The following is a 25,914-nucleotide window of genomic DNA, read 5'->3' on the forward strand; positions in this document are numbered from 1 at the left end:
GGCGCATCATCGCGTACGCGCGCGTGGCCTCCCGAAGCGGCCGGGCGGCGCGGACTGGTGCACGCTGGATATGTGACACGGAGCACGGAGGCGAGGTGACGCGGCATGACCGAGCGCAGCGACGACTCGGCCATGGGCGACGAGGTGTATCAGCCCTCGGGCCCTGACGTGCGGGACGACGAGGGCATCCTCGAGGTCGAGGACACCCTCAACGACCGCGGCGTGGACCCGTACGACGAGGGATGGTCGCCGCCCGAGCGCCCACTGGCCGTCGAGCACAGCGGCAACACGGCCGCGGAGCGGCAGGCGGGCGAGACGCTCGACGAGCGCCTCGCGGAGGAGCGGCCCGATCCCGTTATCGACGCGTACGAGGCGCTGGAGTCCGGTGAGGAGGACGGTGACGGCGACGGCGTGGGCGATCTGCGCGACGGCGAGGGCGAACCACTGGACTCAGAGGTGGGAACGCGCCGCGCGGGCCGCCTGATCGCGCCCGACGAGGGCGCCCACGAGGACGCCGAGAAGGACATGCTGGCTCAGGATGCCGGGTACGGCGGGGGAGCGGCATCGGCCGAGGAGGCCGCGGTGCACGTGGTGGACGACGACGAGCTCTGAGGTCCGTACGGGCCGGGCCCCCGGTCAGTGACCGAGGGCAGTCGCCGTCAACATCAGCGCGGCCGCGGCGAACGCCGTCACCAGCGCGAGGATCGGCGGGCCGAGGGCGACGTCCCCCGTCACCATCCGCCGCGCCGTGATGCCTATGCAGACCATGCCGATCCCTCCAAGGACCATGGCTACGAAGATCAGCACAGCAGACCCCTCCTCCTCACGAACCCCGCTTGTGTGTTCGGATCACATCCTCGCCCGGCGAGCCGCACGTCGCACGTGGGACGTGCGCCGTTCCGTACCCCGTAGCCTGGGACGTCTCGCACTTTCGCCCCAGGGGGACCGGTATGGACAGCACGGCGTGGATCGTTCTCGGCACGCTCGCGGCCCTCGCGATGCTGGTGGCCGCCGCGGTGCTCCTGGTCCGGGTCTTCAAGGCGCGCCGCCTGCTCATCGACGCCGGCATCCCGCTGCACAACAAGGCGCTGTTCTGGGCCGCGGTCGCCTACACGATCTCCCCGGTCGACCTGCTGCCCGACCCGATCTACCTCGACGACATAGGGGTGCTGCTGGTGGCCCTCAAGATGCTGCACAGCGCCGCGCACAAGGCGGGCATCGGCACAGGCGAGCGCCGGACCCCCACTGCGTGAGGCCCGGCGCCGGAGGAGCGGGCGGGGTCAGACCGCCGCGCCCGGAGCGTCGTTGAGCACGGCAGTGCCCGCGCCCCGCTCGCCGAGCTGGGCGGTCGGCACCTTCGCCGTCTCGCGCGCCGTGAGCCCCGCCACCACCGGAGGCACGCACAGGGCCGCCGTGAACAGGGCCACCGCGCCCCAGTTGTCGCCGCCCGGACCCGCGATCTGCGCCGCGAACGTCACCGCGAAACCGGAGATGGCGAAGCCGATCTGGGTGCCGATCGCCAGGCCCGAGAGCCGCACGCGGGTCGGGAACATCTCGCCGTAGAAGGCCGGCCACACGGCGTTGGCCGCGCTGTAGACGACACCGAAAGCCAGGATGCCGAGCACGAACGTCAGCGCGTACGAGCCCGTGGAGATCGCCCACAGGTAGCCGAACATCAGCAGCGCGCTGCCCGCCGCGCCCGTCAGGAACACGGGCCGCCGTCCGATGCGGTCGGCGAGGCGGGCCCACAGCGGAATCGCGCCGAGCGCCACGAGGTTCGCGAGCGCGCCGACCCAGAGCATGGCCGAGCGGTCCATGCCGACCGCGTCGCTCGTCGCGTACGACAGCGCCCACACGGTGAAGATCGTGCTCACGGAGGCGACGAGCGCGCCGCCGATCACGCGCAGCACGTCCACCCAGTGGTCGCGGAAGAGCACCGCGAGCGGCAGCTTGGCGACCTCGCCGGACTCGGCCTTGCGGGCGAACTCGGGCGTCTCGTCGAGCGAGCGCCGGATGACGTAGCCGGCGACGGCGACACCGAGGCTCAGCCAGAACGGAACGCGCCAGCCCCAGGACAGGAGCTGGTCCTCGGGCAGCGCCGCGATCGGCAGGAAGACGATGGTGGCCAGGAGCTGCCCGGCCTGGGTGCCGTTCAAGGTGAAACTCGTGAAGTACGCGCGCCGGTCCTCCGGCGCGTGTTCCAAGGTCATCGAACCGGCGCTGGACTGCTCGCCGGCGGCCGAGATGCCCTGGAGGATGCGGCAGAGCACCAGCAGCAACGGCGCGAATCCGCCGACCTGTTCGCGGGTGGGCAGACAGCCGATCAGGAACGTCGACAGGCCCATCAGGACCACCGTGAACACCATGATCTTGCGGCGGCCCAGGCGGTCGCCGATGTGGCCGAGGAAGAACGCGCCGACGGGCCGCGCGGCGTACGCGACACCGAAGGTGGCGAGCGAGAGCAGGGTGGCGTCGGCCGGATCGGACTCGTCGAAGAAGACCTTCGGGAAGACGAGCGCGGCGGCGCTGCCGTAGATGAAGAAGTCGTAGTACTCGAGGGCACTGCCGCTCCAGGCGGCGAATGCCGCCTTGCGGGGCTGGCCCTGTGGTGCGCGCGGCGATGCTGCGGGGACGGACACGCGGGCTCCTTGAGGGCTGGGTGGATCAACCCGGCGGACCGGAGTCGGCCGGGTTAATTAACCCACTGGATAGTTAGTACCGGATGGCCAGCGATGTTGCGCCGGTGTTTCCCGCCTGTCAAGAGGTCGAGACGAGGACGTATGCGCCGATCAGTGCGTGTCGCCGCTCCCCGTCAGGTACGCGATCACCATGTCGCCCAGCATCGTGCGGTAGTGCTCGCGGCGGTCCCGGGCCGTCAGGTCGCGGCCGAACAGGGCGCCGAACGTATGCCGGTTGGAGACCCGGAAGAAGCAGAACGAGCTGATCATGGCGTGCAGATCCACCGCGTCCACGTCCGCCGTGAAGACGCCGTCCGCCCGGCCCGCCTCCAGGATCCGGCCGATCACGTCGATCGCGGGCGAGTTGAGCGAGCCGATCGTCTCGGACGCCGTGATGTGCTCGGCGTCGTGGATGTTCTCGATGCTCACGAGGCGGATGAAGTCCGGGTGCTGCTCGTGGTGGTCGAAGGTCAGCTCGGCGAGCCGGCGGATCGCGGCGACCGGGTCGAGGTCCTCGACGTCCAGGTCCCGCTCCGCGTGCCGGATCACGGCGTAGCTGCGTTCGAGCACGGCCGTGAACAGCTGTTCCTTGCCGCCGAAGTAGTAGTAGATCATCCGCTTCGTGGTGCGGGTGCGGGCCGCGATCTCGTCGACGCGGGCGCCCGTGTACCCGGCGCGGGCGAACTCCTCCGTGGCGACCTTGAGGATCTCGGCCTTGGTGCGCGCGGCGTCGCGGATGCGCCCCGAGGGCCGGGCCGGCTCTTCGACAGTGGTCATCCGGCGATTGTAGGAGCCGTGCCGGGGCCGGTTCGGATCAGTCCCTTCCCAGGAGGGCGTAGGACTTGATATGAGTAACGAACCAGTTCGTACATTAGCTCGCCGCTCGGCCAGGAGGACCCCGTGCCCCAGGACTCTCCCCAGGACTCTTATCTCGTCGGTCTGATCGGCGAGGGCATCGGCCCCTCGCTCTCCCCGGACCTGCACGAGCGGGAGGCGGACCGGCAGGGCCTGCGGTACCTGTACCGGCGGCTCGACCTCGGCGAACTCGGCGTCCGGCCCGAGGACGTGGGGGAGCTGCTGCGGTCCGCGCGCACCGTCGGGTTCGACGGCCTGAACGTCACGCACCCCTGCAAGCAGCTCGTCATCGAGCACCTCGACGAACTGTCGCCGCAGGCCGCCGCGCTCGGCGCGGTCAACACCGTGGTCTTCGAGGGCGGCCGCGCCATCGGCCACAACACCGACGTCACCGGGTTCGCCGCCTCCTTCGCCCGCGGGCTGCCCGAGGCCCGCATGGAGCGCGTCGTCCAGCTCGGCGCCGGGGGAGCGGGCGCCGCCGTCGCGCACGCGGTGCTCACCCTGGGCGCCGGCCGCATCGTGCTCGTCGACGCGCTGCCGGAGCGGGCCGCCGCCCTCGCGACCTCCCTGAACCGGCACTTCGGCGAGGGCCGCGCGGTGCCCGCCGGCCCTGACGAGCTCGCCGCCCACCTCGCCGAGGCCGACGGCATCGTGCACGCCACCCCCACCGGCATGGCCGCCCACCCCGGCCTCCCGCTCCCCGCCGAGCTGCTGCACTCCGGCCTGTGGGTCGCCGAGGTCGTCTACCGGCCCCTGGAGACCGAACTCGTCCGCACTGCCCGCGACCTCGGCTGCGCCGTCCTCGACGGCGGCGGCATGGCCGTCTTCCAGGCCGTCGACGCGTTCCGCCTCTTCACCGGCCGCGAGCCGGACGCCGCCCGAATGCTCACCCACTTCGCCGAACTGGCGGGGGCGGAGGGCACGCTGCAAACAGCCACATCAACCCTTGGCACCGACTGAGCCGATCAAGCCTCTGCGCCGATTGAGCAGCGGGGTACGGGGCAGAGCCCCGATCTTTTCAACCCCGCCGCCGCCCGCCCCGCCGCCGCCCGCCCCCTCCGGAAGGAGCCCCGTGCGAACCTCCATCGCCACCGTCTCGCTCAGCGGATCGCTCACCGAGAAGCTCACCGCCGCCGCCCGCGCGGGCTTCGACGGCGTCGAGATCTTCGAGAACGACCTGCTCGCCAGCCCCCTCACCCCCGAGGACGTCCGCGACCGCTGCGCGGACCTCGGCCTGAGCATCGACCTGTACCAGCCGATGCGCGACATGGAGGCCGTGCCCGAGGACGTGTTCGCCCAGAACCTGCGGCGCGCCGAGCACAAGTTCCGCGTCATGCAGCGCCTCCGCACCGACACCGTCCTGGTGTGCTCCAGCGTCTCGCCGCTCTCCGTCGGCGACGACGCGCTCGCCGCCGACCAGCTGCGCCGACTCGCCGAGCGGGCGAGCGACTTCGGTGTCCGCGTCGCCTACGAGGCACTCGCCTGGGGCCGCCACGTCAACACGTACGACCACGCCTGGCGCATCGTCGAGGCCGCCGACCACCCTGCGCTCGGCACCTGCCTCGACAGCTTCCACATCCTCGCCCGCGGCGCCGAGGGCAAGGACCTCGAAGGCATCGAGGACATCCCGGGCGACAAGATCTTCTTCCTCCAGCTCGCCGACGCGCCGTTGCTCGACATGGACGTCCTGCGGTGGAGCCGCCACTACCGCTGCTTCCCGGGCCAGGGCGACCTCGACGTCGCGGGCCTGCTGCGGCACGTGCTGCGCGCCGGATACCGGGGGCCGCTGTCGTTGGAGATCTTCAACGATGTGTTCCGGCAGGCCGAGGCGGGACCCGCGGCCGTGGACGCGCTGCGCTCGCTGCTCGCCCTCCAGGAGGCCGTGGGTGTGCAGGACGTGGTCGCGCAGGGCGAGTTGCCCGCCCCGGTCGTTCCCACCGGCGTCGCCTTCACGGAACTCGTCACCCCCGACGTCGCCCCGGCCGCCGACCTCCTCGCCGCTCTCGGCTTCACCCGCACCGGACGTCACCGCGGAAAGCCGGTCGACCTGTGGGAGCAGGGCGAGGCCCGCGTGCTGCTCAACACCGGGCCCGCCGCCCGCCGCGACGGCACCGTCCTCGCCGCCGTCGGCCTGGAGTCCCCCGACCCGGCCGCCGCCGCCCGCCGCGCCGAGGCGCTGCTCGCCCCGGTCCTGCCGCGCCGCCGTGGAACCGGCGACGTACTCCTCGACGCGGTCGCCGCGCCCGACGGCACCGAACTCTTCTTCTGCGCCACCGATCGCCCCGAACTGCCCAGCTGGATCCGGGACTTCGAACCCACCGGCGAGCGGCCCGCCGAGACCGACATCACCGGCGTCGACCACCTCCAGCTCACCCAGCCCTGGCACCAGTTCGACGAGGCCGCCCTGTTCCACCGCAGCGTGCTCGGCCTCGAACCACGGGCGAGCGTCGACGTCGCCGACCCGTACGGACTGCTGCGCAGCCGCGCCGTCGCCACCGCCGACGGCGCCGTCCGCATCGCCCTCGGCGCGGGCCCCGGACCCGGCGAGGACCAGGATCGCGCCCAGCACATCGCCCTCGCCACCAGCGATGTCGTCGCGGCCGCCCGTCGCTTCCGCGCGGCGGGCGGGGAGCTGCTGCCGATGCCGGGCAACTACTACGACGACCTGGCCGCCCGCTTCGAGTTCGCCCGCGGCGAGCTGGAGACCTACCAGGACCTCGGCATCCTCTACGACCGCGACGCCCATGGGACCTTCCGCCACTGCTACACCCGCACGGTCGGCCGGGTCTTCTTCGAACTGGCCCAGCGCGAGGACGGCTACGAGGGATACGGGGCGCAGAACGCGCCGGTCCGGCTCGCGGCGCAGCACGCGCCGAACTAGGGCCTGTCGTTTGGATCAGGCCGGGCTCGCGGGGCCTGGCACGCACGCTCGCGGCGTTGTCGTCGGTCGACGACGCTCCGCGTCGCCTCCCTCCTCCGCCTTGCGATCGCACGCACCAGGCCCCGCTCCCTGATCCGGCCTGATCCAAACGACAAGCCCTAGCGGATCAATCCTTGAAGCGTGCCGCGATCTCCTCCAGGCGGGCGTGGTGCCGTTCCCAGTCCAGCGGGGGCAGGCTGTCGTTGTCCTGGCGGTAGCCGGCCAGGCCGTCGAGGCCCTCGCGGAGGATGTCGGCCTGTCCGGCATGGCGCTGCGTGTCGGACAGGACCCGTACGAGGACGTGGTGGAGCGTGACCTGGCCCCGCTCCTTCGGCCACCACGGGACGGTGCCGAGGGTGTCCAGGGACAGCTCACGCACCGAGGCGTCGCAGTGGGTCCAGGCCCGCCGGTAGCGCTCGACGATCTCCTCGCGGGACTCGTCGGCGGTCGCGAACATGTCGGCGTTCTCGTCCTCGCCGTCCTTGAAGTCGGGCAGCGGCTCGCCGTGCGCCCGGCCGAAGGTGTCGCAGAGGTAGCCGAGCTCCACTCCGGCCAGGTGTTTGAGCAGGCCCAGCAGGTTCGTGCCCGTCGGTGTCAGCGGGCGCCGCACGTCGTACTCCGAGAGCCCGTCGAGCTTCCACACGAGCGCGTCGCGGGCGTCCTGGAGGTAGTGCAGGAGATCGTTCTTGTGATCGATGTCGGTCATGCGCCCACTCTGCTGCCCCGGTCGGGTTGGGAACAGGGATTTTGGGGTTCTCGACAGGCAGTGAAGCACCGCATGGGATTCGATGGACGGGATGGGACACGAGCCGCAAGCCTCCGCGCACGATCCGCTGACCGCACTCCTCGACGGCGTGCGGCTGCGGCTGCGCGACCTGAACGACGGCGAGCCCGCCTCGTACATCCCGGAGCTGGGCCGCGTCGACCCGCGCCTGTTCGGCGTCAGCCTGTGCACCCTCGACGGGCAGGTCTACGGGAGCGGGGACACGGACGTCCGCTTCACCGCGCAGTCCGTGTCGAAGCCCTTCGTGTTCGCGCTCGCGCTCGCCGACCACGGCCTGGAGAACGTCCTGGCCCGGGTGGGCGCCGAGCCGAGCGGCGAGGCGTTCAACTCGATCCGGCTCGAACCGGGCACGGGCCGGCCGCCGAACCCGATGGTCAACGCCGGTGCCATCGTGACCAGTTCGCTCGTCGCGGGTGATACCCCGAAGGCCCGCTTCGACCGCATCCTGGACGGGCTCAGCGCCTTCGCGGGGCGGCCGCTGACCGTCGACGAGGCCGTGTACGCCTCCGAGTGCGCCACCGGCGACCGCAATCGGGCCCTCGCCTACCTCATGCACAACGCGGGCTCGCTCACCGGCGATGTCGAGGCGGAGCTCGCCGTCTACTTCCGCCAGTGCTCCGTCCTCGTCACCTGCGACGACCTCGCCGTGATGCACGCGACCCTCGCGGGCGGCGGCATCAACCCGGTCACCGGGGAACGCGTCGTCGCGAGCCGGCACGCCCAGCACGTCCTCGCCGTCATGGCCACCTGTGGCATGTACGACGCGTCGGGGCAGTGGATGCTGCGGGTCGGCATGCCCGCCAAGAGCGGGGTGTCCGGCGGGATCGGTGTCGCGCTGCCGAGCCAGTTCGGGATCGGCGTGTTCAGCCCGCCGCTGGAGGAGAAGGGCAACAGCGTGCGCGGCATCGCCGCCTGCCACCTGATCTCCGACCAGTTCGGCCTGCACCTGATGCGGGCCACCGCCCCGGAACGCAGGCCGCTGCCGCCCCGCTCCCTGCACCCCACGCCGCTGCGGTCCCTGCGGCACCGCACCCGCGCCCAGCGGGCCGCCCTCGACGCCCGCGCCCAACGCATCCGCGTCCACGTCCTCCAGGGCGACCTCGACTTCGCCACCGCCGAGCAGACCCTGCGCGCCGCCCTCGACCTCCCGGACGCCGTCGGCTGGTTCGTACTCGACCTCACCCGCGTCGGCCGCGTCGAACCCGTCGCCGCCGACCTGCTGCGCGGCCTCGCCGACGAGCTGCGCGCCCGCGAGCTGCGGATGGTGCTCGCCGATCCGGACGAACGGCAGGCCATGACCCGCACCACGGACGAGTTCCCCGACCTCGGCCGGGCCCTGGAGGCCTGCGAGGACGAGCTGCTCACCGGGATCGGGCTCGACCCCGATGTCTCCGTGCCGCTCGCCGACTGCGACCTGTTCGGCGCGGCCGACACCGGGCTGCGCGCCGCCCTCGCCGAGGCCTTCGACACCCTGGACCTCGCGGCGGGCGAATCGGTCGCGCCGCCGCAGACGGCGCCGCTCGACCGGATCGTGCTGTGGTACGTCGAATCCGGGCGGCTGTCCGTGTGTGCCGAGACCACCGACACGGTCACGTCGACGCGCCGCACCTGGTCGGCGGGCCCCGGCGCCGCCCTCACCCCCGCCGACTTCCCGCCCGGCCGCACCCGCAAGGTCTTCGCCGAACGCGACACGCGCTGCCGAACCCTCACCGCCGCGGGCTTCCGGCGGCTGCGCGAGCGGGAGCCCGACGCGGTGGCCTTCCTGGAGCGGGCACCGCTGGAAGGCGCGGAGACGGTGGACCGCGGGGATGTCACCTGACCCATAATGGGCCGCATGACCGACGCGGAGAGCGGGCCCAACTCGACGGTGTCAGACCGGAGTTCGGTGGTGATTGTCGGCGCGGGGCCCGCCGGCCTCACCCTCGGGAACATCCTGCGGGCCGCGGGCGTCGACTGCGTGGTCCTGGAGTGCGAGACCCGTACGTTCATCGAGCGGCGGCCGCGGGCCGGTGTCATCGAGGAGTGGGCGGTCCGCGCCCTCGACCGGCGCGGCCTCGCCACACAGCTGCTCAAGCACGCGGAGCGGCACACGGCCTGCGAGTTCCGATTCGCCGGTGAGCGGCACCGCTTCGGCTACACCGACCTGACCGGCCACCACCATTTCGTCTACCCGCAGCCGCTGCTCGTGACCGACCTGGTACGCGAGTACGCCGACGTACGCGGCGGAGACATCCGCTTCGGCGTCCGCGACATCCGCCTGCACGACCTGGAGGGCGAGCTCCCCTCCGTCTCGTACACCTGCGGCGACACCGGTCAACGGCGGCTGCTGCACTGCGAGTTCGTCGCCGGGTGCGACGGGGCCCGCGGGGTAACGCGCGAGGCGATCCCCGCCGGCCGGGTCCGCGTCGCGCGGCACGACTACGGCATCGGCTGGCTGGCGCTGCTCGCGCAGGCGCCGCCGTCGGCGGACCGCGTCCTGTTCGGCATGCACGAGGAGGGCTTCGCCGGTCAGATGCCCCGCAGCCCCGAGGTCACCCGCTACTACCTGCAGTGCCCGCCCGGCGACGACCCGGACGGCTGGTCGCACGAACAGGTGTGGACGCAGCTGCGCAGCCGACTCGCCGCACAGGGCGCCGAGCCGTTGGCCGAGGGCGAGTTGTTCGAGAAGCGCGTCCTCGACATGCACGACTACGTCACCGAACCCATGACGTACGGGCGGCTCTTCCTGGCCGGGGACGCCGCCCACCTCGTCGCCCCCATCGCGGCGAAGGGCCTCAACCTCGCCCTGCACGACGCGTTCCTCCTCGCGGACGCGATCGTGGCGCACCGGGCGGGTGACGGCAGCGGGCTCGACGGATACGGTGCGGCCTGCCTGCGGCGGGTGTGGGACTACCAGGAGTTCTCGCAGTGGCTGTCGGAGGTCTACCACGGCGCGTCGTTCGGCGACCCGTTCCGGACCGGCACGACGCTGGCCCGGCTGCGCCGCCTGTTCACGTCGCGGGCGGCGGCGACGGCGTTCGCCGAGCAGTACCTCGGGTCGGCGGAGGGGTACTGACCCACGGGCGCGGCGGCACCGGTGCCTTCGTGTACGACGCCGGTGCCGCCGCGCCCGGACCGGGCGGAGCGCTCAGCCGGCCCGCAGCGTGCCGTCGAGCAGCGGCAGCAGCCGGTCCCAGTGGCGCTTCAGCGCGTCCGCGTCGAAGGCGGACGTGTCGGCCATGGTGAAGCCGTGGACACTGCCGGGGTAGAGCTCGATGGAGTGCTCGACACCGGCGGTCTCGAAGGACTCGTTGAGCGCGGCGACGGCCTCGGGTGCCAGGTCGCCCTCGGCGAGGCCCAGGTGCACGCGGGCTGCGACCTTGTCGGCCGACAGGTGCGCGCTGTCGGGGGCGTCGGTGACGAGCATGCCGGGGTGGAATCCGGCGACGGCGCCGACCTTGTCGGGGCGGGCCGCGGCGGTGCGCAGCGCGAGGGCGGCGCCCATGCAGTAGCCGGTCGTACCGATGGAGCCTTCGGCGACCTCGGGCTGGGCACAGAGGAAGTCGACGTAGGCCTCGGCGTCGCTGAGGGCGCGCTCGGCGGTGTGCTCCTGGAGCAGTGGCATCAGCTTGCCGAAGATCTCCGGCCGGTTCTCCTCGCTGATGTGCTCGGGAAGCTCGACGACGGGGGAGGCCCCGCGCCGGTAGTAGACGTTGGGCACGAGCACGTAGTAGCCGTGCCCGGCCAGCTCGCGGGCCAGCTCCTCGATCACGGGCCGCACGCCGAAGGCGTCCATGTAGAGCAGTACGCCCGGGTGCCGCGCGCCGTCGTCGGGGAAGGCGGCGAACGCGTCGGCCCGGCCGTCCGCGGTGGGAATCTGCACTGTCTTGCTGGTGGTGATGGCGGATCATCCTCCCTGGAACACTGATATCAGTGCACAGTACAGCTGCCCGCCGGGGCGTCTCACCGCACGGGGTGCCCGGGGTCGGGTGCTCCGTGGCTGTGCCGCTTGCTCGCCCAGAAGACGGCGCGGGCCGCCCTTATCCGCTCGGCCTGCCGGCCGGGGTCGAGGGCGGACTTGAGGGCGGTGCGCAGGAGTTCGGGGTCGACCAGCCTGCCGCTGCCGTCCGGCGGTGTGCGCCACAGGAACGAGTGGTGGCGCACCCCCGTGATGCCGTCGGCGTCGGGGGAGGGCATCGACAGATCCTCGCCCGCGGTGAGCATCCGGACGTCCTCCGTCTCGGGCCAGGCCACGGCGCCGGCGTCGGGGCGCGTGAGGATGTAGAACACCGGGCGCGGCTTGGCGTGCTCCTCGAGCACCGGCACGGCGTCCGCCTCCTCGCCCAGCTCCCACAGCACCGTCAGACCGAGCGGCTGCTGCACGCGCAAGGCGTCCCAGCCGTGACCCGCCGGGAGCTTCGCCAGAAAGGGCGACTGCTCCCATGCGGCATATGCCTCGCTCGGCTTTCGGTGACAGGAGGCCAACCACTGCGCTCCGTCCATTGGGTGACCATACGTCAACTGGCCTGTCTGGTCAGCGGATTCATCAATCCGGAGAACTCGCTCCGTGAAGATCTGGCCATGGCTGCGAAGTCGGGAGAGGATCGCGCTGCTGGCACATGCCGGAACGTGTGGGCGGGAACGGCGCGCGGGACTCCACGTCAAATGTGCTGTTCTGTGTAGATAATTCCGTCATGCCAGAAACTCTCGACACAGTGGACGAACCCGTCCCCGAACGCCACGCTTCTTGGCTGGAACTGTTCTTCGACCTGATCGTCGTCGCGGGGGTGGGACAGCTGGCCCATCTGCTGCACACCGGGCCGACGTGGGCGGAGCTCGGCGAGTACGGTCTGCTGTTCCTGGCGTTCTGGTTCACGTGGGTGATGTTCACGATGTACGGGAACGTGGCCCAGGACCGGGCGCGCACCCTCGTCGTCATTGTCGCCATGTTCGGGATGGCCGTGATGGCCGCGGCCGTGCCGGGGGTGCGGGAGTCGGACGAGAAGGCGTTCGCGTTCGCCCTCGCCTACGTGCTGGTGCGCGTCATGGCCTCCCGCGCGGCGAATCGGCCGGGAAAGGTCGTCGTCGATCTGCCGATCCTCCAGCTCAGCGGCGGCCTCGCGCCGTGGATCGTGTCGCTGTGGGTCGGCGGGGACGCCCGTCTGTGGCTGTGGGCGCTGGGCCTCGCCATCGACGTGTTCGTGATGGTCCGGGTCTCGCGGGGTGTGATGCAGGAGGCGGTCGACGAGCGCTGGGCCCAGGGCAAGGAGCGCGTGCGGCGCCGCCTCGAACAGGAGGAACGCAGGAGTGACGCCGGACGCCCCGCCCGCGGCATCGGCGAGCGCGGTCGCCGGGCCCTGATGAAGCCCGAACTGGTGACCGCGGACCTCACCCATCTCTCGGAACGCCTCGGCCTGTTCGTGCTGATCGTCCTCGGCGAGGGGCTCGTCCAGTCCGTCGACGCGGCCGGGGAGGCGGAGTGGAACGGCTCGGTGCGGATCGTTGCCGTGGGCGCCTTCGCCATCCTGGTCCTCGTGTGGGCGCTGGCGCTGCTCGGGGGCGCGCACGGGCTGCCGCTGCTGGTCCCGGAGGCGCTCGCCGTGCACCTGGTGCTGCCGCTGCACTGTCTGTTCGCGGGGTCGGTGGCTGCGCTCGCGGCGGTGCTCGGCAGGGCGGTGGCCGACGCGGACGGCGCCCTGCCGGGCCCGGCGCGGATGCTGCTCGGCGTCGTCGTCGCGCTGATCCTGCTCACCGCGGCGGTGTGCGCACGGGCCGCCGGCCGGGGATGGCGGTGGACGGCGGGAGCCGTGGCCCCGGCTCTGGTGGTGGCGGGCCTGCTGGTCGTGGGTCAGGGCCCGTCGGTGTCCGAGGGCCTCGGGACCGGGCAGGCGGTCGTGCTCGCGGTGGTCGCGGTCGGCTGGCCGGTGGTGTGGCGCGCCCGGTACGGAGCCGAGGTGCCCGCCACGACCGGCTGAATCGAGGCCCGGCCGTGACGGGCGCGGCAGCGCCGCACGCGCTCAGGCCGGGGACACCAGCCACGCCGCCGTGTCGCGCGGCAGGGCGCCCGCCGAGAGCGGGCGGCCGTGAGGAGCGGGGGCCGGTCACGACGAGGGTGGAGGGGGGAGCGATTCCTCGGCCAGGTTCACCACGCACACCAAGTTCCCTCACCGGAACGCGAGATGGGGTGATCCGGGCGCGGAGGGCCACTGTGTGTGGGATCAGGGGCCGGAAGGATGCGGCGCAGGCGCGGTGCCCGGCGGTACAGGGCGAGCGTCGAGCCCGGGTCCGCCTGTTGCGCGGCCACCGTGAACGGCGCCCAGTCGGCGGGCTGGGGCAGCCAGGTCGCTTCGGGTGCCGCGCCGCTGAATCCGTACGGCGCCGCCGTGCCGGACCAGGGGAGCGGGACGCGCGCGCCGTCGCGGCCCCGCTCAACGCCCGTGTTGCGACCGGTGGTTGATAACGCCGACCGTCGCCAGCAGGGCGAGGACCGCCACGGCGAACCAGGTCATCGCCGAGGTCGCCGTCAGCCGGAGCGTGGCGAGGCCGAGGGCGACGGCCGGTCCGCTCAGCCCCAGATAGGCGACGAGGAACAGTCCCGCGAGCGCCTCGCCGCGCCGGGCGGGCGCCGCCATCGCGACCACGGCTCCGACCGCCGCCTTGAACAGCAGCCCCGCCCCGATGCCCGCGACCGCGCCACCGATCAGGAACGTCGCGAGGTCGGCGGTGTGCATCCCGGCCACCAGTGTGAGGAAGCCCGCGCCCTGCGCGAGCAGCCCCAGCGTCGACTTCGTCCGCGGCGCGAGGCGGGTGGTGAGGATCTGGGCGAGCGCCGCGCCCCCGAACACCAGGAGCGAGATCGCGCCGGCCAGCAGGTGTGACGGGTGGCGCAGCGAGTGCGCGACGAACCCCGCCGCGATGGAGGAGAACAGGCCGAACACCGCGAAGGACGCGAACGCGGTGACGGCCGCGGCCACGTACCCCGCCCGGTCGCCGTGGTCGGCGCTCACCCGCTGCGGCCGGTAGCGCGGCCTGACCGGCAGCTCGCGCACCGTCTCCGGGGTGCGCGACAGGGCCACCGCCACGGCCACGAGGAGGACGGCGAACACGAGATACGGCAGTCGCAGCGGAGCGGTCACGTACTGCGCGAGGAACCCGGACACCAGCGGGCCGATGCCGAGTCCGCCGATGTTGGCGGCCGTCGCCACCGTCTCGAAACGCTGCGGGGAGGCGCCGGGACGGTGCGCGGCGTGCAGTTCGGCGAGGTGGGCGGTGGCCGTCGCGCTCAGCATGCCGATGCCCAGGCCGCTCACGAACCGGGCGACGAGCAACACGGGCAGCGCCGGGCTCGACAGGAACAGCAGGGCGGCGACGAACTCCAGGCCAAGCGCCGGAAGCAGGATCTTCTTGCGCCCCACCCAGTCCGACACATGACCGGCCAGCATCAGGCTGACCATCACGCCCACCGCGTACACGGCGAAGACGACGGTCACCGTGAAGGTCGAGAAGCCGTCCCGCTCCTCGTACAGCGGATACAGGGGAGTGGGCACCGTCGAGAAGGCCATCGACGTGAGGAAGGCGAGCGCCACCGTCCAGAAGCCGATCCCGTGGCGGCGCTGCACCACGGTGGGCCGGGGCACGTGGGAGGAGGTGGACGGGGTGCGGACGCGCGTCGGCGTGGCCATGCGGCAGGTGTCCGTTCGGCTGAGGGGGTGCGGGCGGGCACGTCCCACTGTCCGCCCGCCCAGCCATCGCGTCCAACGAATCTTCGAGCTTGTGACGATCGCGATCACAGATGATTGATGCGATGGTCGACGAGTGGAACTACGGCATCTCGAGTACTTCGTGGCAGTCGCCGAAGAGCAGAACTTCACCCGCGCGGCGGCCCGTTTGCACCTCGTCCAGTCCGCGGTCTCCGCCGCGGTCAAAACGCTGGAGCGCGAACTGGACGCCCGGCTGCTCGACCGCAACTCCAAACGGGTGCTGCTGACGGACGAGGGTCGCGCGCTGCTGCCGCGCGCCCGGATCGTCCTCGACGCCGCGCGCGACGCCGCCGACGCGGTGGCCGAGGTGCGGGGCGCGCTGCGCGGCACCCTGCGTCTGGGCACGCTCACATCGATCCGGCTGATCGATCTTCCGGGCCTGCTGGGCGAGTTCCACCGTCGCCACCCGGGCGTCCAGGTGCAGATCACCGTCGCCCCGACCGGCTCGCAGGGTCATCTCACCGCGCTCGCCGAACGCCGCCTCGACCTGGCCCTCGTGTCCCTGCCCGGGGCAAGTCCGGCCGAGGTCGAGCTGACGCCGCTGGCCGGCTCGACCCTCGACCTCGTGGTGCCGGCCGGCCATCCGCTCGCCGGGCGCGACAGCGTGGCGATCCGCGAACTGGCGGGGCTGCGGTTCATCGACTGCCCGGTGGGATACGGCAACCGGTCCGTCGCCGACCGCGCCTTCGCCGCGGCGGGCGTCCCGCGGCAGGTCACCATCGAGATCACCGACCTCGCGACCAGCGCCGACTACGTCAGGGCGGGACTCGGCGTGGCCCTGGTGCCGCGCTTCCTCGCCGACACCGCGCACGGACTGAGCGTGCTGCCGGTGACGGACGCGGACCTGGGCTGGACGCTGTACCTCGCGACCCCGGCCGACCGTCCGCCGAGCGCCGCGGCCCGCGCGCTCACGAACCTGCTGCGGATCTCGGCCGCCGCGACCGCATGACGACGCGAAGACGGTCTTGAGACGCCGCTGGCATGTGCCATACGTTTGAAGGTGCCGAGGGGGGTTACCCTCTCCAACGCCCCTGGTCCCCGGGCGACTTGACTGAAGGCGCCACAGTCGCATCGCCGACAACGCGACTGTGGTACTCCGTCCGAAGTGTGCCGACTGGGGCTTCCTCCCGCGGCCCCGCGGCGGCATCGGGCGGAACGGGCGAGGAAGCGCGTGCAGGGGAGCAGTGCTTTCTCGTGGGTGACCCCCGCCGATGTTCGCACTCGATTTCCGGCGGGGGCCATCGCTGTCCTCGAGCGGCGGCCGGGCGGGCGTCAGTGGCCGAACGCCTCCTGCAGCCACCAAGCGCCTTCGTCGCGCGTCGTCTTGGCGTCGATCACCATCGGCCGGTCCGGCGCGGCGAGCCAGTCGGTGAGCGGGGCGAGGTCCTCCGGCCCCGTCACTGTCAGGGCCGCGCAGCCGTGGCCGCGGGCGAGGGCCGCGAGGTCCGTGTCGGGGAACGTGACCGTGGACAGGGCCGCCGCTTCTCCGGGGTGGCCGAAGTGGTGGACCTCCGCCCCGTACATGGCGTCGTTGTAGACCACTACCAGGAGTGGCAGGCCGAGGCGCACGGCCGTCTCCAACTCCGAGACACCCATGAGGAATCCGCCGTCCCCGCAGGCCGCCACCGGGAGGCGGTCGGGCCGCGCGAGCGCGGCGCCGATCGCCGTGGACAGGCCCAGGCCGATCGACTGGAACGCCTGCGTGAAGCAGAGCCCGTACTGATCGGGCACGTCGAGGTACATGCTCGGGTAGCCCATGAAATTGCCCGAGTCGACGGCGACGGTGCGCTCGGCCGGGAGCAAGCCGTTGAGTGCCAGGGTGAGCGTACGAGGATCGATGCGGCCGTTGCCCGAGGAGTCCGCGAACGGGACCTGGGGCCAACTCCCCTCCACTGCAAGGTGCTTGGCGACGTCCGGCGTGCGGTAGCCCGTCGCCGCCGGTCCGTCCGCCAGGATCGAGGCGACCTCGTGTGCCGTCTCGGTGACACCGCCCCACAGACCCAGGTCGATGTGCCGAGTACGCCCGAGGGCATCGCGGTCGACGTCTACCTGGACGACCTGGGCGGTGTCCGAGATGAGGCGCCCGTGCCGCATGGTCCACATGTTCAAAGCGCAGCCCCAGCCCACGATCAGGTCGGCGCCCGAGATGAGCTCGGCGGCCAGCGGCGTGGAGAATCCACCCGCCACGTCCACGCACCACTCCTGCCCCGGCCGCCCGTTGAACAGACCGCGCGCCACCGCCGACGTCGCGAGCAGCGCGCCCGTCCGCGAGGCGAGCGCCGCGAGCGCCTCCCCGGCCGCACCGGACCGCGCACCGCGGCCGGCCACGAACACCGGCCGTTCGGCGCGGCGCAGCAACTCGGCGAAGGCCTCCGCGTCGGCGGCGGCCGGGCGCGGCAGACCCGGTGCCGGGCGGCGCCGAGGCGGCACCGCGTCCTCGGGCAGTTCCTCGTCCTGTACATCGATGGGGACGTTGAGGACCACCGTGCGGCGCTCCTCGGCGCACAGCCGGTACGCGCGCGTCACGTCGTCAAGCGCCGTGCGCGCGGAGCGGACCCGTGCCGACACCGCCCCGACGCCCTCGGCGATGGTCGGCTGATCGACGTGGAAGTTCGAGGTCCGCTCCGTCGCCTCCGCCGTCACGACCAGCAGCGGAGTGCGGCTCTTGGCGGCCTCGGCCACGCCCGTCAGCGCGTTGGTGTAACCGCAGCCCTGGTGCACGGTCAGGACGGTGACCTCGCCACTGGTGCGGGCATGCGCGTCGGCCATGACCGCCGCGCCGCCCTCGTGCCGGGCCGCGACGAAACGCGCGCCCGCCGCCACGAGCGCACCCGTGACATGGAAATTGCCGCTGCCCACCACACCGAACGCGGTGCGCACACCGAGCCGGTGGAGCTCACGGCCGATGGCTTCCCGTACGAGCATGCTCACTTGCCTTCCGCGGCGGGCACCAGCGCCAGCACGCGCGTCGGGCTGCCGGAGCCGCCGACGATGCGCAGCGGAGCGACCACGAGCACCGCGCCGACGGGCGGAAGCTCCCCGACGCCCCGCAGCTGCGTCACGCCGTACTTGCCGTTGCCGAGCATGAAGTGGTGCACGGGGAAGGGCGGTTCGAAGCGGAACGCTTGCCCCGCGTCCGTGCCGACGGTCTCCACGCCGATCCCCACGATGCCGGTCTCCTCGGCCACGTAGCGGGCGCACTCGGCGGTGAGGCCCGGCGTGTGCGGGCCGTTCTCGTCTGCGTTGAGGAAGGCCTCCTGGTCGTCGGAGCGGGCGTCCCAGCCGGTGCGGTACACCAGCCAGCCGCCCTCGGGCAGCGCGCCGTGCTCCCGCTCCCACGCCTTGAGCTCGTCGAGGCCCAGCAGATGATCGGGGTCCTTGGCACACTCGGCCGACTTGTCCACGACCGCGGCGGGCCCCACGAGCCGTGCCGCCGGCACACTGCCCACGTCCTCCAGGTCACGGCCGGACGACCAGTGCACCGGGGCGTCGAAGTGGGTGCCCACGTGCTCGCCGGTGTGGATGTGGTTCTGGAAGGAGATCTCGCCCGGGTCGTCCCAGTCGTTGAGCCGCTCCAGTTCGAAGCGGGGTATCGGGTGCATCGGCTCGGGCAGCGGCAGGATCGGCGTCCCGGACGACAGCGGAGCGGTGAGATCGACCACCCGGAGCGAACCGTCGGCGAGCGAGGCGATCAGGTCGGTGGCGGCGGAGGTGTGCGGACGTGATGTCATGGCGGACATCATCAATCCTCCGGGTGCCGGAGCGATACCTCCCCCCACACGGAAGTACGGAGTACAGCAATGAGCAACGAGCCCGCGTCCGCACAGGACTCAGCGGCCACGCCCTTCTCGCGGGCCCTGCTGCTCGAAGAGTTCGGTGTGCCGCCGCGGCTCGTGGAGCGGCCCGTCCCCGCGCGGGCGCCCGGACACACCCTCGTCCGGATGAAGGCGGCGACCGTCGCGCACCTGGACCTGAACGTGCTCGACGGGCAGTTCGGCATCCTGCCCGAGCTGCCCTCCGCACCCGGTACCGAAGGCAGCGGCACCGTCCTCGCCTCCGCCGCTCACCCCGAGGGCGCCCTCGTCCGCGTGCGCGGCGAAGGGCTCGGCCTCAGCCGGGAGGGCGCCTGGGCGCAGCACGTCCTCGTGCCCGACGGCGCCGTCGAGGTCATGCCCGAGGGCATCGACGCCACACTCGCGTGCAGCTACTTCTCACCGGTCGGCACTGCGTGGGCCGCCGTGCACCCCGTCGGCCGGATCGAGGCGGGCGAGCGGGTCCTCGTCACCGGGGCGTCCGGCGCGGTCGGCGCCATGGCCGTGCAGCTCGCCGAGCGGGCCGGGGCCGAGGTGACCGGCGTCGTCGGCCGCGAGTCCAAGCTCGCCCACGTCCCCGGCGCCGCGAAGGCGGTCCTCGCCGCCGACCTCTCGCGGGAGACCGCCGGCGGACCGGTCGACGTGCTGATCGACACGGTCGGCGGGGACATCCTGCGCGACGCGCTCGCCGTCGTCGGGCCGCGCGGCCGCGCGGCCCTCATCGGCTACACGGCGGGCCGCGAACTCACCGTCGACCTCGCGGACTTCCTCCTCGCGGACGTCGCCCTGCTGCCCGTCAACATGATCCACCGTGGTCCGGAGGTGGCCGCCGAGGTCGACCGCCTGCTCCCGGACCTCGCGTCCGGCGCGCTGAGCCTCCCGTACGAGCGGTACGGGATGGATGAATTCGCCGAGGCGGTACGGCGGTTGCGTGCCGGTGAGGTCGTCGGGAGGGCGGTCATCGACCTCGGGTGAGCCGCGGGCCCGGCCGACCCCGCCACCGGGCGGGTGCGGCCGGGGCAGGACTCAGCCCATGCTCTTCGCGCCGTCCAGGGACTCGCGGATGATGTCGGCGTGGCCCGCGTGCTGCGCGGTCTCGGCGACGATGTGGATCAGCACGCTGCGCACGGACCACTCCGCGCCCGGCTCGGTCCAGGGAGCCTTGGGCAGCGGCCACCTGCGGTCCAGATCGGGCAGGGTCCGCACCAGCTCGTCGGTCTCCGCGGCCACCTTCTCGTACTCGGCCAGCACGCCCGCCAGCGTCTCCTCGGGCAGCAGCCGGAAGTCGGCCGCCCGCGCGGCCCAGTCCTCCTCGGTCATCGCGGTGAAGTCCGGCATGGCGGAAGGGCCTTCGAGCATGAAGCCGATCCAGCCCCGCTCCACCGACGTGACGTGCTTGATCAGACCGCCCACACACAGCTCGCTCGCCGTCGTCCGCTGCCGGGCCTGGTCGTCCGTCAGATCCCGCGCGGTGAAGCCCAGGAAGTGCCGCTGCTTGGCCAACGCCTGAAGAAGGTCGGCGCGTTCGCCGGTGACGATGGGGGCGCTGGTGGTCGACTCGCTCGTGGTCATGGTGTACGCCTCTCGCGTGGAAGTGCCCGGTTGCTGTTCGGTGTCGTCACAGTAGTCAGCAAGTAGGTCAGTTCGTGTCCTACTTGGACCGCCTCGGGAAATTCGTATCGCCTCATCCGTCCACGGCCGTCCGGCACGCCAGATGCAGGGCCAGACGCTCGTCCGGATCGGCGAGGTCCACGCTCAGGAGTTGCTGCACGCGGGCGATGCGGGCCGCGACCGTGTTGCGGTGCACGCCGAGGACCGCGGCCGTCTCGGCCGTGGAGGACTCCGCGTCGAGATACGCCGTGAGGGTGCGTACAAGGTCGCCGGGCTCGCCGGCCAACGGTTCGAGCAGGGATCGGGCCGCGGGCTGGAAGGTGTCCGTGCGGGTCCAGGCGAGGAGCAGCTGGGCGAGGCCGAGGCGGTCGACGTGGAAGAAGCGCCCGCTGGTCTCCCGGCCCTGCGCCAGGCGCGCCGCGTCGGCCGCCTCGCCAAGGCTGCGGGCGATGCCGGCCGGGCCCGGATGGGCACGGCCGACCCCCACGTACGCGTGCACCACCTCCGGCAGGCGGCGCTGCACGCGGCGCACGGCGGCGGCGTGCCGCTCGATGTCGCCGGCCGACGGTTCCTGGTCGGCGCTGGTCCAGGCGGACCAGCCGTCGCCCTGCTCTACGACCTGCGCGGCGAGCCGCTCCGCCGCGAACGCGTCGGTGACCTCGGCGCGCAGGCCCGCCACGTCCACGTCGGGCCCGGTGCCGATCCGGATACCGGTGTGCCAGCCGTCGAGGCGCCAGCCGAACTCGACCGCGTGCCGGCGCACCGCGTCCGGGATCTCGCCGCCCGCCGGACGCAGCAACTCGCCCAGCAGCGACGTGCGGTGACGGGCGCTGCGCTCCAGGTCGAGGCGGCGCAGCGCGAGCCGTTCCCGTACGGCGCCCGACGCGACCTCCAGGGCGGCCGCCACCGCGTCGGCCTCCGGGGCGAGCCGGGCGGGCAGGCGCACGGCGAGCCGGGGACGCGCGCGTTCGGTGCCGACGGGATGGGTGAGGAGGTGTGCGCCGCCGGTGAGGCCGAGGGGGCGGGGGAGCGGCGGTCCGGTCAACTGGCGTGCCACAGTGCCCTGTTCGGTGTGTTTCACGGTGTCCGGGTCGCCCGCCAGGCGTCGGGCGTCGGCGGTGATCAGGGCGACCGGTCGGCGCAGCAGGGCGCCGAGGTCGGTGAGCAGCGCGTCCACGGTGTCGTCCGCGCGGGCACACACCTGCGCGGTGCGCAGCGCCGACTCGGCGCGCAGCAGGCCCGGTTCGGCGGTCATCCGCTCCAGGGCGAGGTACGAGGCGAGCGGGTCGGGCGAGCCGAGGACGGGCAGCCGCAGTCGCTCGGCGAGCAGCGTCGACGACATGCGCAGCGCCGACACCCCCGGAACCAGCAGCGCCGCGACACCCGCGCCGTGCGCACGGCGCAGCAGTGCGTCGAGCCGCCAGTCACCGCGCTCCGCGCCGCCGAGCAGCACGAGGAGCCGACCGGCGGGCTCCTCGGAGAGCGGGTGCGTCAAGTCCTGTGCGGCTACGGGGTTTTGGACGACGCGGGTGTCCTCGGGTCCCGCGAGGAGGGTGACGTCGTGCCATGTCGGGTGGGCGAGCATGGCGGAGAGGGGAACGCCGCCGTGGGATCCGCTTCGGGGCGTACCGGTCATCGCGTGGCCGCCTCGAATCCGACGACTGCCGAGTCCAGGCCGAACGCGCGGGGCGACACCTGCGGCTCCGTGTCGGGCCGTCGCCAGAACGCCGGGCCCGGCAGCGTTGCCGCGACGACCTCCTGGCCGGGACGGACCCGGTCGATGGCGAGGGGCAGTGCCGTGCGGCGGTCCAGGAGGCAGATGACGTCGGGGACGGTCGCCGCGACCTCGCCGTCGCGCAGGGCCAGCAGGATCTCGTTCTCGGTCTCAAGGCGGACGACCGCGCCGGACGTCGCGTCGGTGACCGTGACGCTGCCCCGGCCGAAGCCGGGCCCCTCGCTGCGCGCGACCTCCCGGATCCGGCCCGCCGCGAGCACCCGGCAGTCGAGCGCCCTCTCCACGGCGTCCCGGTCGGGGCGGTGCGGGAGTGCGGCGTGCGCGCGGCCCAGGGCGAGGGCCCGCGTGAGGGAGCCGTCCACGCAGGCGTTCCGCACCTCGCTCAGCCGCACCGGGGCGAGCGCGAGCGCGGCCCAGCCGCCCGCCGCCGCGAGGAAACCGCGCACGGTCCGCTCCAGGCCGCGGGCGTCCGTGCGGTCCACCACCAGGATCTGGCCGCCCGGTTCCGCCAGCGCGCACGGGGTGACCGGGAGGCCCCGCACCGCCCAGCTGAGCTGGTCGAGGCGGGGGAGGGCGCGACCCATCAGGTCCACGTCGACGACGGGGAGGCCGAGGTCGAGCGCGGCCAGCAGCACCGTGAGCGCGTTGGGGCCGCCGGCCTCCACGGCCATCAGGGCGTCGGGGTCGGGGCCGGCGGTCCAGCGGGTGACTGCGGTGATCGCCTCGCGGAACTCCTGGCCGTTCGGGAGCTTCTCGCTCAGCACGTTCACCGCGCCCACGACGCCGACCGGGACGATCACGGGGTCGTGGGTACCGGGTTCGTGCCAGGTCACCGTGCCGGTGTCGCCCAGCGCGCGGCGCAGCATCGACGCGAAGGCCGCGGCGTCGCCGCCTCCGCCGCAGCCGAGGACGTTCACGCCGGTGACCAGGGGGTCGACGTCGGCGGAGGTGATCGTTTGTGGCACGTCGACGATTCTCGCAGCGTGGGCGTCTCCCTGCGTCTCGGGGCTCCGCCCCGGACCCCGCTGCTCAATCGCCGCAGGGGCTTGATGCGCGCACCCGCCGCAGAGGTCGACTCAAGATGCGGGCAGCCGTTCCTCCAGCGGGTGGAAGTCGTACGGGAGGTCGAAACAGGCGGGGCCGAAGACCTCCAGGGCCTCCGGGGTGCGCATGATGTCCGGGGCCGCGATGCCGATCACCGTGACCCGCTGGCCGTAGCGGAGCGCCTCCGTCGTGATGGGTTCGCCGGTGTCCGCCTCCAGGACGCAGACCAGGTCCGGGACCACGCAGATCGGCTCGCCGTCGCGCAGCGCCGCCAAGTGCTCGTTCTGGAAACGCAGTTCGAGCGCAGAGTCGCCCTCGAACGCCGCGAACGTGGCACGGCCCCGCGCGAAGCCGCCCTCCGTGCGCCGCTCGACATCGGTCACCTTGCCCCGGAACAGCACCCGCAGGTGACCGTAGATCGTGCCGGCCACCGCCTCGCCGAGCGCCTCCACCGGGTCGCGGTGCGCCTCGCGCGCCTCACGGACCGCCCGGCCGAGCGCCAGCGCGAGGGACAGCGTGCGCGGCACCGCGGTGCGCTTGAGCTGCTCCCCGGTCATCGAGTACTCGGCGATCGCGGCGCCGCCACCGAGCCCGACCGTGACCCGGCGCGCCAGGTCCTCCAGGCGCTTGGTGTCCTCGCCGGTGTCGAACACGCAGGTCTCGCCGTGCTCGCCGGCCATCGCGAGCGGCGAGGCCGGGATCCCGTAGACGTGGAAGGTCTCCATCTGGAGCTCGGGGAAGGCACGGCCCATGCCGTCCGCGTCGACGACCGGGAGCCCGGTGCGGGCCGCGACGATCAGCGGGATGAGTGAATTGCTGCCGCCGCATTCGATGGGCATCGTCGCGTCCGCCGTGCGGCCCGTGAACGCCTCCAGGGCGCGCAGCGCGGCCACCGGCTCGTCGGCGCCCGGCAGCTTTTCGACCATCACGGTCGGCGCGCCCATGCACGCGACCGGGACGACGAACGCGTCGTCGGCGACCTCGTCCGGGTCGAGGACGGTCACGGGACCGTGCTCGCGCATCGCCTCGCGCACCAGCAGGCGGCCGATGGTCGGGTCGCCGCCGCCTCCGGTGCCGAGGATCGCGGCGCCGCGCGCCAGGTCGTCCAGCTGCTCGGGGCCCAGGGTCCAGCTCATGTGCTCGTGCTCTCCTTACGTGGGTGGGGGCGGGGTCAGCCGACCTGTTGCAGGTCGCCCACGGCCTTGCAGCGGATGCGGGTGGCGTTGCCCGGCAGGTAGGGGACGGGGACCTCGTCGAACTCGACGATCCGCACCCCGGACGGGTTCGCGCCCGCCGCGACGGCCCGGTCGACCGCCTCCTGGCGCGCCTCGTCGAGCACGCTCTCGCGGAGCCCCGCGTCGATCGCGTAGACGCGGTCGACCTCGCCGCCGACCTGTGCGATGGCCGCGCCGATGGCGTTGGCGACCGCGAAATGGTCCGGGCGGTGCACGGCCCCGGAGCCGGGGAGGGTGTCGGGCAGCAGCACGGAACCGCCGCCCACCGCGACGACCGGCAGCGGCTCGGGCGAGGTCCGCATCGACTCGACCGCGCGCGCCACGTCGGCGGCGATGGTGTCAAGGGCCTCCTTGACCACGCGCGCGTCGAGGTGGGCGACGGCCGAGCGGTCACCGATGTCGGTGAGCCCCGCCGCGACCGCGACATCGGTGGCGGTCAGCGTGGAGCCGCCGAACACCAGGGCCTCGTCCGTGAGCCGATAGCCGACCGAGCGCGGGCCGACCGTGACCCGGCCGCTGTCCGTCGCGACCAGCGAACCGCCGCCGATGCCGATGCTGTGCACGTCCGGCATGCGGAAGTTGGTGCGCACCCCCGCCACGTCCACGGCCGTCCCCGCCTCGCGCGGAAAGCCCTGCGTGAGCACGCCGACATCGCTCGTCGTGCCGCCGACGTCGACGACCGCGCAGGTGTCGAGGCCGGAGAGGACCGCGGCGCCGCGCATCGAGTTCGTCGGGCCGGAGGCGAACGTGGCGACCGGGTAGCGGCGGGCGTACTCGAGGTCCATCAGCGTGCCGTCGTTCTGGCTCAGGTACAGCGGAGCGGTGATGCCGAATCCGGCGACGGCGCCGGCGAGGCCGTCGACGATCCCGGCGGCCAGCTCGCGCAGCGCCGCGTTCACGGCGGTGGCGTTCTCCCGCTCCAGGAGGCCGATGCGGCCGATCTCGTGCGACAGCGAAAGGGCCACGTCCGGGCCCAGCTCGGCACGGAGGATGTCCGCCGCACGCACCTCGAACTCGTCGCTGACCGGCGAGAAGACCGAGGAGATCGCCACGGACCTGACGCCGTGCGCGGCCATGTCCGCGGCGTGCCGGCGCAGCTCGTCCTCGTCCAGGTCGGCGATCTTCCGCCCGTCGAACTCGTGCCCGCCGTGCGCCAGGTACGGCCGTCCGGCGACGGCCCGGGTCAGGCGCTCGGGCCAGTCCACGAACGGGGGCAGCGCGGACGTCGCGGGCAGGCCGAGGCGCAGCGCCGCCGTCGGGGCGAGGCCACGGGCCTCGACGAGCGCGTTGAGGAAGTGAGTGGTGCCGATCATCACGGCGCCGACCGCCGCCGGGTCGAAGGCGTGCTGCGCGCGCAGCGCCTCCAGCGCGGACACGATGCCCGACGTGACGTCCTGGCTGGTCGCGGACTTGGTGGTGGCGAGCACCCGCGGTCCTTCGAGCAGGACGGCGTCGGTGTTGGTGCCGCCGACATCGATTCCGATACGCACGGAACTCTCTC

Annotated in this window: 23 protein-coding genes; 9 read left to right on the top strand and 14 right to left on the bottom strand. The window is 72.9% G+C overall.

The genetic code is table 11. The features are described 5' to 3' along the window. The first annotated feature begins 105 nt into the window (after positions 1-105). On the top strand, positions 106-612 hold the full coding sequence (locus tag ACIA8D_RS08210) for a DUF5709 domain-containing protein (protein WP_399229880.1): 507 nt from the start codon (positions 106-108) through the stop codon (positions 610-612). Positions 613-636: 24 nt separating this feature from the next. Here ACIA8D_RS08210 and ACIA8D_RS08215 read toward each other — a convergent pair whose 3' ends face one another. Beyond that, positions 637-807 carry a hypothetical protein gene (locus tag ACIA8D_RS08215; RefSeq protein ID WP_399229881.1) on the bottom strand — a complete coding sequence of 57 codons (171 nt, stop codon included), beginning with the start codon at positions 805-807 and terminating at the stop codon, positions 637-639. Between the two features lie 143 nt (positions 808-950). On the opposite strand from ACIA8D_RS08215, the gene ACIA8D_RS08220 reads away from it, so the two are divergent. Beyond that, the gene (locus ACIA8D_RS08220; RefSeq protein ID WP_399229883.1) at positions 951-1,253 is read left to right on the top strand and encodes a YkvA family protein; all 303 of its coding nucleotides are present in this window, start codon (positions 951-953) and stop codon (positions 1,251-1,253) included. Between the two features lie 27 nt (positions 1,254-1,280). Here ACIA8D_RS08220 and ACIA8D_RS08225 read toward each other — a convergent pair whose 3' ends face one another. Together ACIA8D_RS08225 and ACIA8D_RS08230 are read right to left on the bottom strand one after the other, a co-directional pair. Next, positions 1,281-2,639 (bottom strand): MFS transporter, encoded by a 1,359-nt coding sequence (locus ACIA8D_RS08225; RefSeq protein ID WP_399229885.1) that lies wholly within the window; start codon positions 2,637-2,639, stop codon positions 1,281-1,283. 150 nt (positions 2,640-2,789) lie between these two features. Then, positions 2,790-3,455, bottom strand: a complete 666-nt coding sequence (locus ACIA8D_RS08230; RefSeq protein WP_399229887.1) for a TetR/AcrR family transcriptional regulator — start codon at positions 3,453-3,455, stop codon at positions 2,790-2,792. A gap of 123 nt (positions 3,456-3,578) precedes the next feature. Here ACIA8D_RS08230 and ACIA8D_RS08235 point away from each other — a divergent pair, with 123 nt between their 5' ends. Beyond that, positions 3,579-4,493: a shikimate dehydrogenase gene (locus tag ACIA8D_RS08235; RefSeq protein WP_399229889.1), complete on the top strand. Its 915-nt coding sequence runs from the start codon at positions 3,579-3,581 to the stop codon at positions 4,491-4,493. Between the two features lie 112 nt (positions 4,494-4,605). Continuing rightward, the gene (locus ACIA8D_RS08240) at positions 4,606-6,414 is read left to right on the top strand and encodes a TIM barrel protein (protein ID WP_399229891.1); all 1,809 of its coding nucleotides are present in this window, start codon (positions 4,606-4,608) and stop codon (positions 6,412-6,414) included. A 166-nt stretch (positions 6,415-6,580) separates the two neighbouring features. On the opposite strand, the gene ACIA8D_RS08245 is transcribed toward ACIA8D_RS08240, so the two are convergent. After that, positions 6,581-7,159: a DinB family protein gene (locus ACIA8D_RS08245; protein ID WP_399229893.1), complete on the bottom strand. Its 579-nt coding sequence runs from the start codon at positions 7,157-7,159 to the stop codon at positions 6,581-6,583. 91 nt (positions 7,160-7,250) lie between these two features. On the opposite strand from ACIA8D_RS08245, the gene glsA reads away from it, so the two are divergent. Both glsA and ACIA8D_RS08255 read left to right on the top strand, forming a co-directional pair. Then, on the top strand, positions 7,251-9,056 hold the full coding sequence (gene glsA, locus ACIA8D_RS08250) for a glutaminase A (RefSeq protein ID WP_399229895.1): 1,806 nt from the start codon (positions 7,251-7,253) through the stop codon (positions 9,054-9,056). Positions 9,057-9,071: 15 nt separating this feature from the next. Beyond that, positions 9,072-10,292 (top strand): 4-hydroxybenzoate 3-monooxygenase, encoded by a 1,221-nt coding sequence (locus tag ACIA8D_RS08255; protein WP_399229897.1) that lies wholly within the window; start codon positions 9,072-9,074, stop codon positions 10,290-10,292. Positions 10,293-10,364: 72 nt separating this feature from the next. Here ACIA8D_RS08255 and ACIA8D_RS08260 read toward each other — a convergent pair whose 3' ends face one another. Both ACIA8D_RS08260 and ACIA8D_RS08265 read right to left on the bottom strand, forming a co-directional pair. Continuing rightward, positions 10,365-11,099, bottom strand: a complete 735-nt coding sequence (locus ACIA8D_RS08260; protein ID WP_399229898.1) for a dienelactone hydrolase family protein — start codon at positions 11,097-11,099, stop codon at positions 10,365-10,367. An 80-nt stretch (positions 11,100-11,179) separates the two neighbouring features. After that, entirely contained in the window at positions 11,180-11,719 is a 540-nt protein-coding gene (locus tag ACIA8D_RS08265; protein WP_399229900.1) for a hypothetical protein, read from the bottom strand. A 191-nt stretch (positions 11,720-11,910) separates the two neighbouring features. Here ACIA8D_RS08265 and ACIA8D_RS08270 point away from each other — a divergent pair, with 191 nt between their 5' ends. Further along, complete coding sequence (locus ACIA8D_RS08270; RefSeq protein ID WP_399229902.1) at positions 11,911-13,191, top strand: low temperature requirement protein A; 1,281 nt, start codon at positions 11,911-11,913, stop codon at positions 13,189-13,191. A gap of 453 nt (positions 13,192-13,644) precedes the next feature. Here the strand turns inward: ACIA8D_RS08270 and ACIA8D_RS08275 are convergent, their stop codons facing one another. Further along, the gene (locus ACIA8D_RS08275) at positions 13,645-14,898 is read right to left on the bottom strand and encodes an MFS transporter (protein WP_399229904.1); all 1,254 of its coding nucleotides are present in this window, start codon (positions 14,896-14,898) and stop codon (positions 13,645-13,647) included. 133 nt (positions 14,899-15,031) lie between these two features. Here ACIA8D_RS08275 and ACIA8D_RS08280 point away from each other — a divergent pair, with 133 nt between their 5' ends. Next, a complete protein-coding gene (locus ACIA8D_RS08280; RefSeq protein WP_399229906.1) occupies positions 15,032-15,925 on the top strand; it encodes a LysR family transcriptional regulator in 894 nt (297 codons plus the stop codon). A 323-nt stretch (positions 15,926-16,248) separates the two neighbouring features. On the opposite strand, the gene ACIA8D_RS08285 is transcribed toward ACIA8D_RS08280, so the two are convergent. Both ACIA8D_RS08285 and ACIA8D_RS08290 read right to left on the bottom strand, forming a co-directional pair. Then, positions 16,249-17,901, bottom strand: coding sequence for a thiamine pyrophosphate-binding protein (locus ACIA8D_RS08285; protein ID WP_399229908.1), 1,653 nt, complete (start codon positions 17,899-17,901; stop codon positions 16,249-16,251). Positions 17,902-17,903: 2 nt separating this feature from the next. Next, a complete protein-coding gene (locus tag ACIA8D_RS08290; protein ID WP_399229910.1) occupies positions 17,904-18,707 on the bottom strand; it encodes a cyclase family protein in 804 nt (267 codons plus the stop codon). 69 nt (positions 18,708-18,776) lie between these two features. Between ACIA8D_RS08290 and ACIA8D_RS08295 the strand changes: the two genes are divergently transcribed. After that, positions 18,777-19,763 (top strand): zinc-binding alcohol dehydrogenase family protein, encoded by a 987-nt coding sequence (locus tag ACIA8D_RS08295; RefSeq protein WP_399229911.1) that lies wholly within the window; start codon positions 18,777-18,779, stop codon positions 19,761-19,763. Between the two features lie 51 nt (positions 19,764-19,814). Here the strand turns inward: ACIA8D_RS08295 and ACIA8D_RS08300 are convergent, their stop codons facing one another. The 5 genes from ACIA8D_RS08300 to ACIA8D_RS08320 all read right to left on the bottom strand — a co-directional run bounded on the left by ACIA8D_RS08300 (position 19,815) and on the right by ACIA8D_RS08320 (position 25,903). Next, complete coding sequence (locus ACIA8D_RS08300) at positions 19,815-20,360, bottom strand: DinB family protein (protein ID WP_399229913.1); 546 nt, start codon at positions 20,358-20,360, stop codon at positions 19,815-19,817. A gap of 112 nt (positions 20,361-20,472) precedes the next feature. Beyond that, positions 20,473-21,984, bottom strand: coding sequence for a PucR family transcriptional regulator (locus tag ACIA8D_RS08305; protein WP_399229915.1), 1,512 nt, complete (start codon positions 21,982-21,984; stop codon positions 20,473-20,475). A gap of 47 nt (positions 21,985-22,031) precedes the next feature. Further along, positions 22,032-23,099: a DUF917 domain-containing protein gene (locus ACIA8D_RS08310; protein ID WP_399229917.1), complete on the bottom strand. Its 1,068-nt coding sequence runs from the start codon at positions 23,097-23,099 to the stop codon at positions 22,032-22,034. Between the two features lie 111 nt (positions 23,100-23,210). Next, positions 23,211-24,314, bottom strand: coding sequence for a DUF917 domain-containing protein (locus ACIA8D_RS08315; protein WP_399229919.1), 1,104 nt, complete (start codon positions 24,312-24,314; stop codon positions 23,211-23,213). Between the two features lie 35 nt (positions 24,315-24,349). Next, positions 24,350-25,903 carry a hydantoinase/oxoprolinase N-terminal domain-containing protein gene (locus ACIA8D_RS08320; RefSeq protein ID WP_399229920.1) on the bottom strand — a complete coding sequence of 518 codons (1,554 nt, stop codon included), beginning with the start codon at positions 25,901-25,903 and terminating at the stop codon, positions 24,350-24,352. Positions 25,904-25,914: the final 11 nt, after the last annotated feature.

This window comes from Streptomyces sp. NPDC051684, assembly GCF_044453445.1.
Classification (GTDB): Bacteria; Actinomycetota; Actinomycetes; order Streptomycetales; family Streptomycetaceae; genus Streptomyces.

Coding starts and splice junctions, on each gene's coding strand:
- ACIA8D_RS08210 (WP_399229880.1), top strand. CDS start 106: ATGACCGAGCGCAGCGACGACTCGGCCATGGGCGACGAGGTGTATCAG.
- ACIA8D_RS08220 (WP_399229883.1), top strand. CDS start 951: ATGGACAGCACGGCGTGGATCGTTCTCGGCACGCTCGCGGCCCTCGCG.
- ACIA8D_RS08230 (WP_399229887.1), bottom strand. CDS start 3,455: ATGACCACTGTCGAAGAGCCGGCCCGGCCCTCGGGGCGCATCCGCGAC.
- ACIA8D_RS08245 (WP_399229893.1), bottom strand. CDS start 7,159: ATGACCGACATCGATCACAAGAACGATCTCCTGCACTACCTCCAGGAC.
- glsA (WP_399229895.1), top strand. CDS start 7,251: ATGGGACACGAGCCGCAAGCCTCCGCGCACGATCCGCTGACCGCACTC.
- ACIA8D_RS08255 (WP_399229897.1), top strand. CDS start 9,072: ATGACCGACGCGGAGAGCGGGCCCAACTCGACGGTGTCAGACCGGAGT.
- ACIA8D_RS08265 (WP_399229900.1), bottom strand. CDS start 11,719: ATGGACGGAGCGCAGTGGTTGGCCTCCTGTCACCGAAAGCCGAGCGAG.
- ACIA8D_RS08270 (WP_399229902.1), top strand. CDS start 11,911: ATGCCAGAAACTCTCGACACAGTGGACGAACCCGTCCCCGAACGCCAC.
- ACIA8D_RS08275 (WP_399229904.1), bottom strand. CDS start 14,898: ATGGCCACGCCGACGCGCGTCCGCACCCCGTCCACCTCCTCCCACGTG.
- ACIA8D_RS08285 (WP_399229908.1), bottom strand. CDS start 17,901: ATGCTCGTACGGGAAGCCATCGGCCGTGAGCTCCACCGGCTCGGTGTG.
- ACIA8D_RS08290 (WP_399229910.1), bottom strand. CDS start 18,707: ATGACATCACGTCCGCACACCTCCGCCGCCACCGACCTGATCGCCTCG.
- ACIA8D_RS08295 (WP_399229911.1), top strand. CDS start 18,777: ATGAGCAACGAGCCCGCGTCCGCACAGGACTCAGCGGCCACGCCCTTC.
- ACIA8D_RS08300 (WP_399229913.1), bottom strand. CDS start 20,360: ATGACCACGAGCGAGTCGACCACCAGCGCCCCCATCGTCACCGGCGAA.
- ACIA8D_RS08305 (WP_399229915.1), bottom strand. CDS start 21,984: ATGCTCGCCCACCCGACATGGCACGACGTCACCCTCCTCGCGGGACCC.
- ACIA8D_RS08315 (WP_399229919.1), bottom strand. CDS start 24,314: ATGAGCTGGACCCTGGGCCCCGAGCAGCTGGACGACCTGGCGCGCGGC.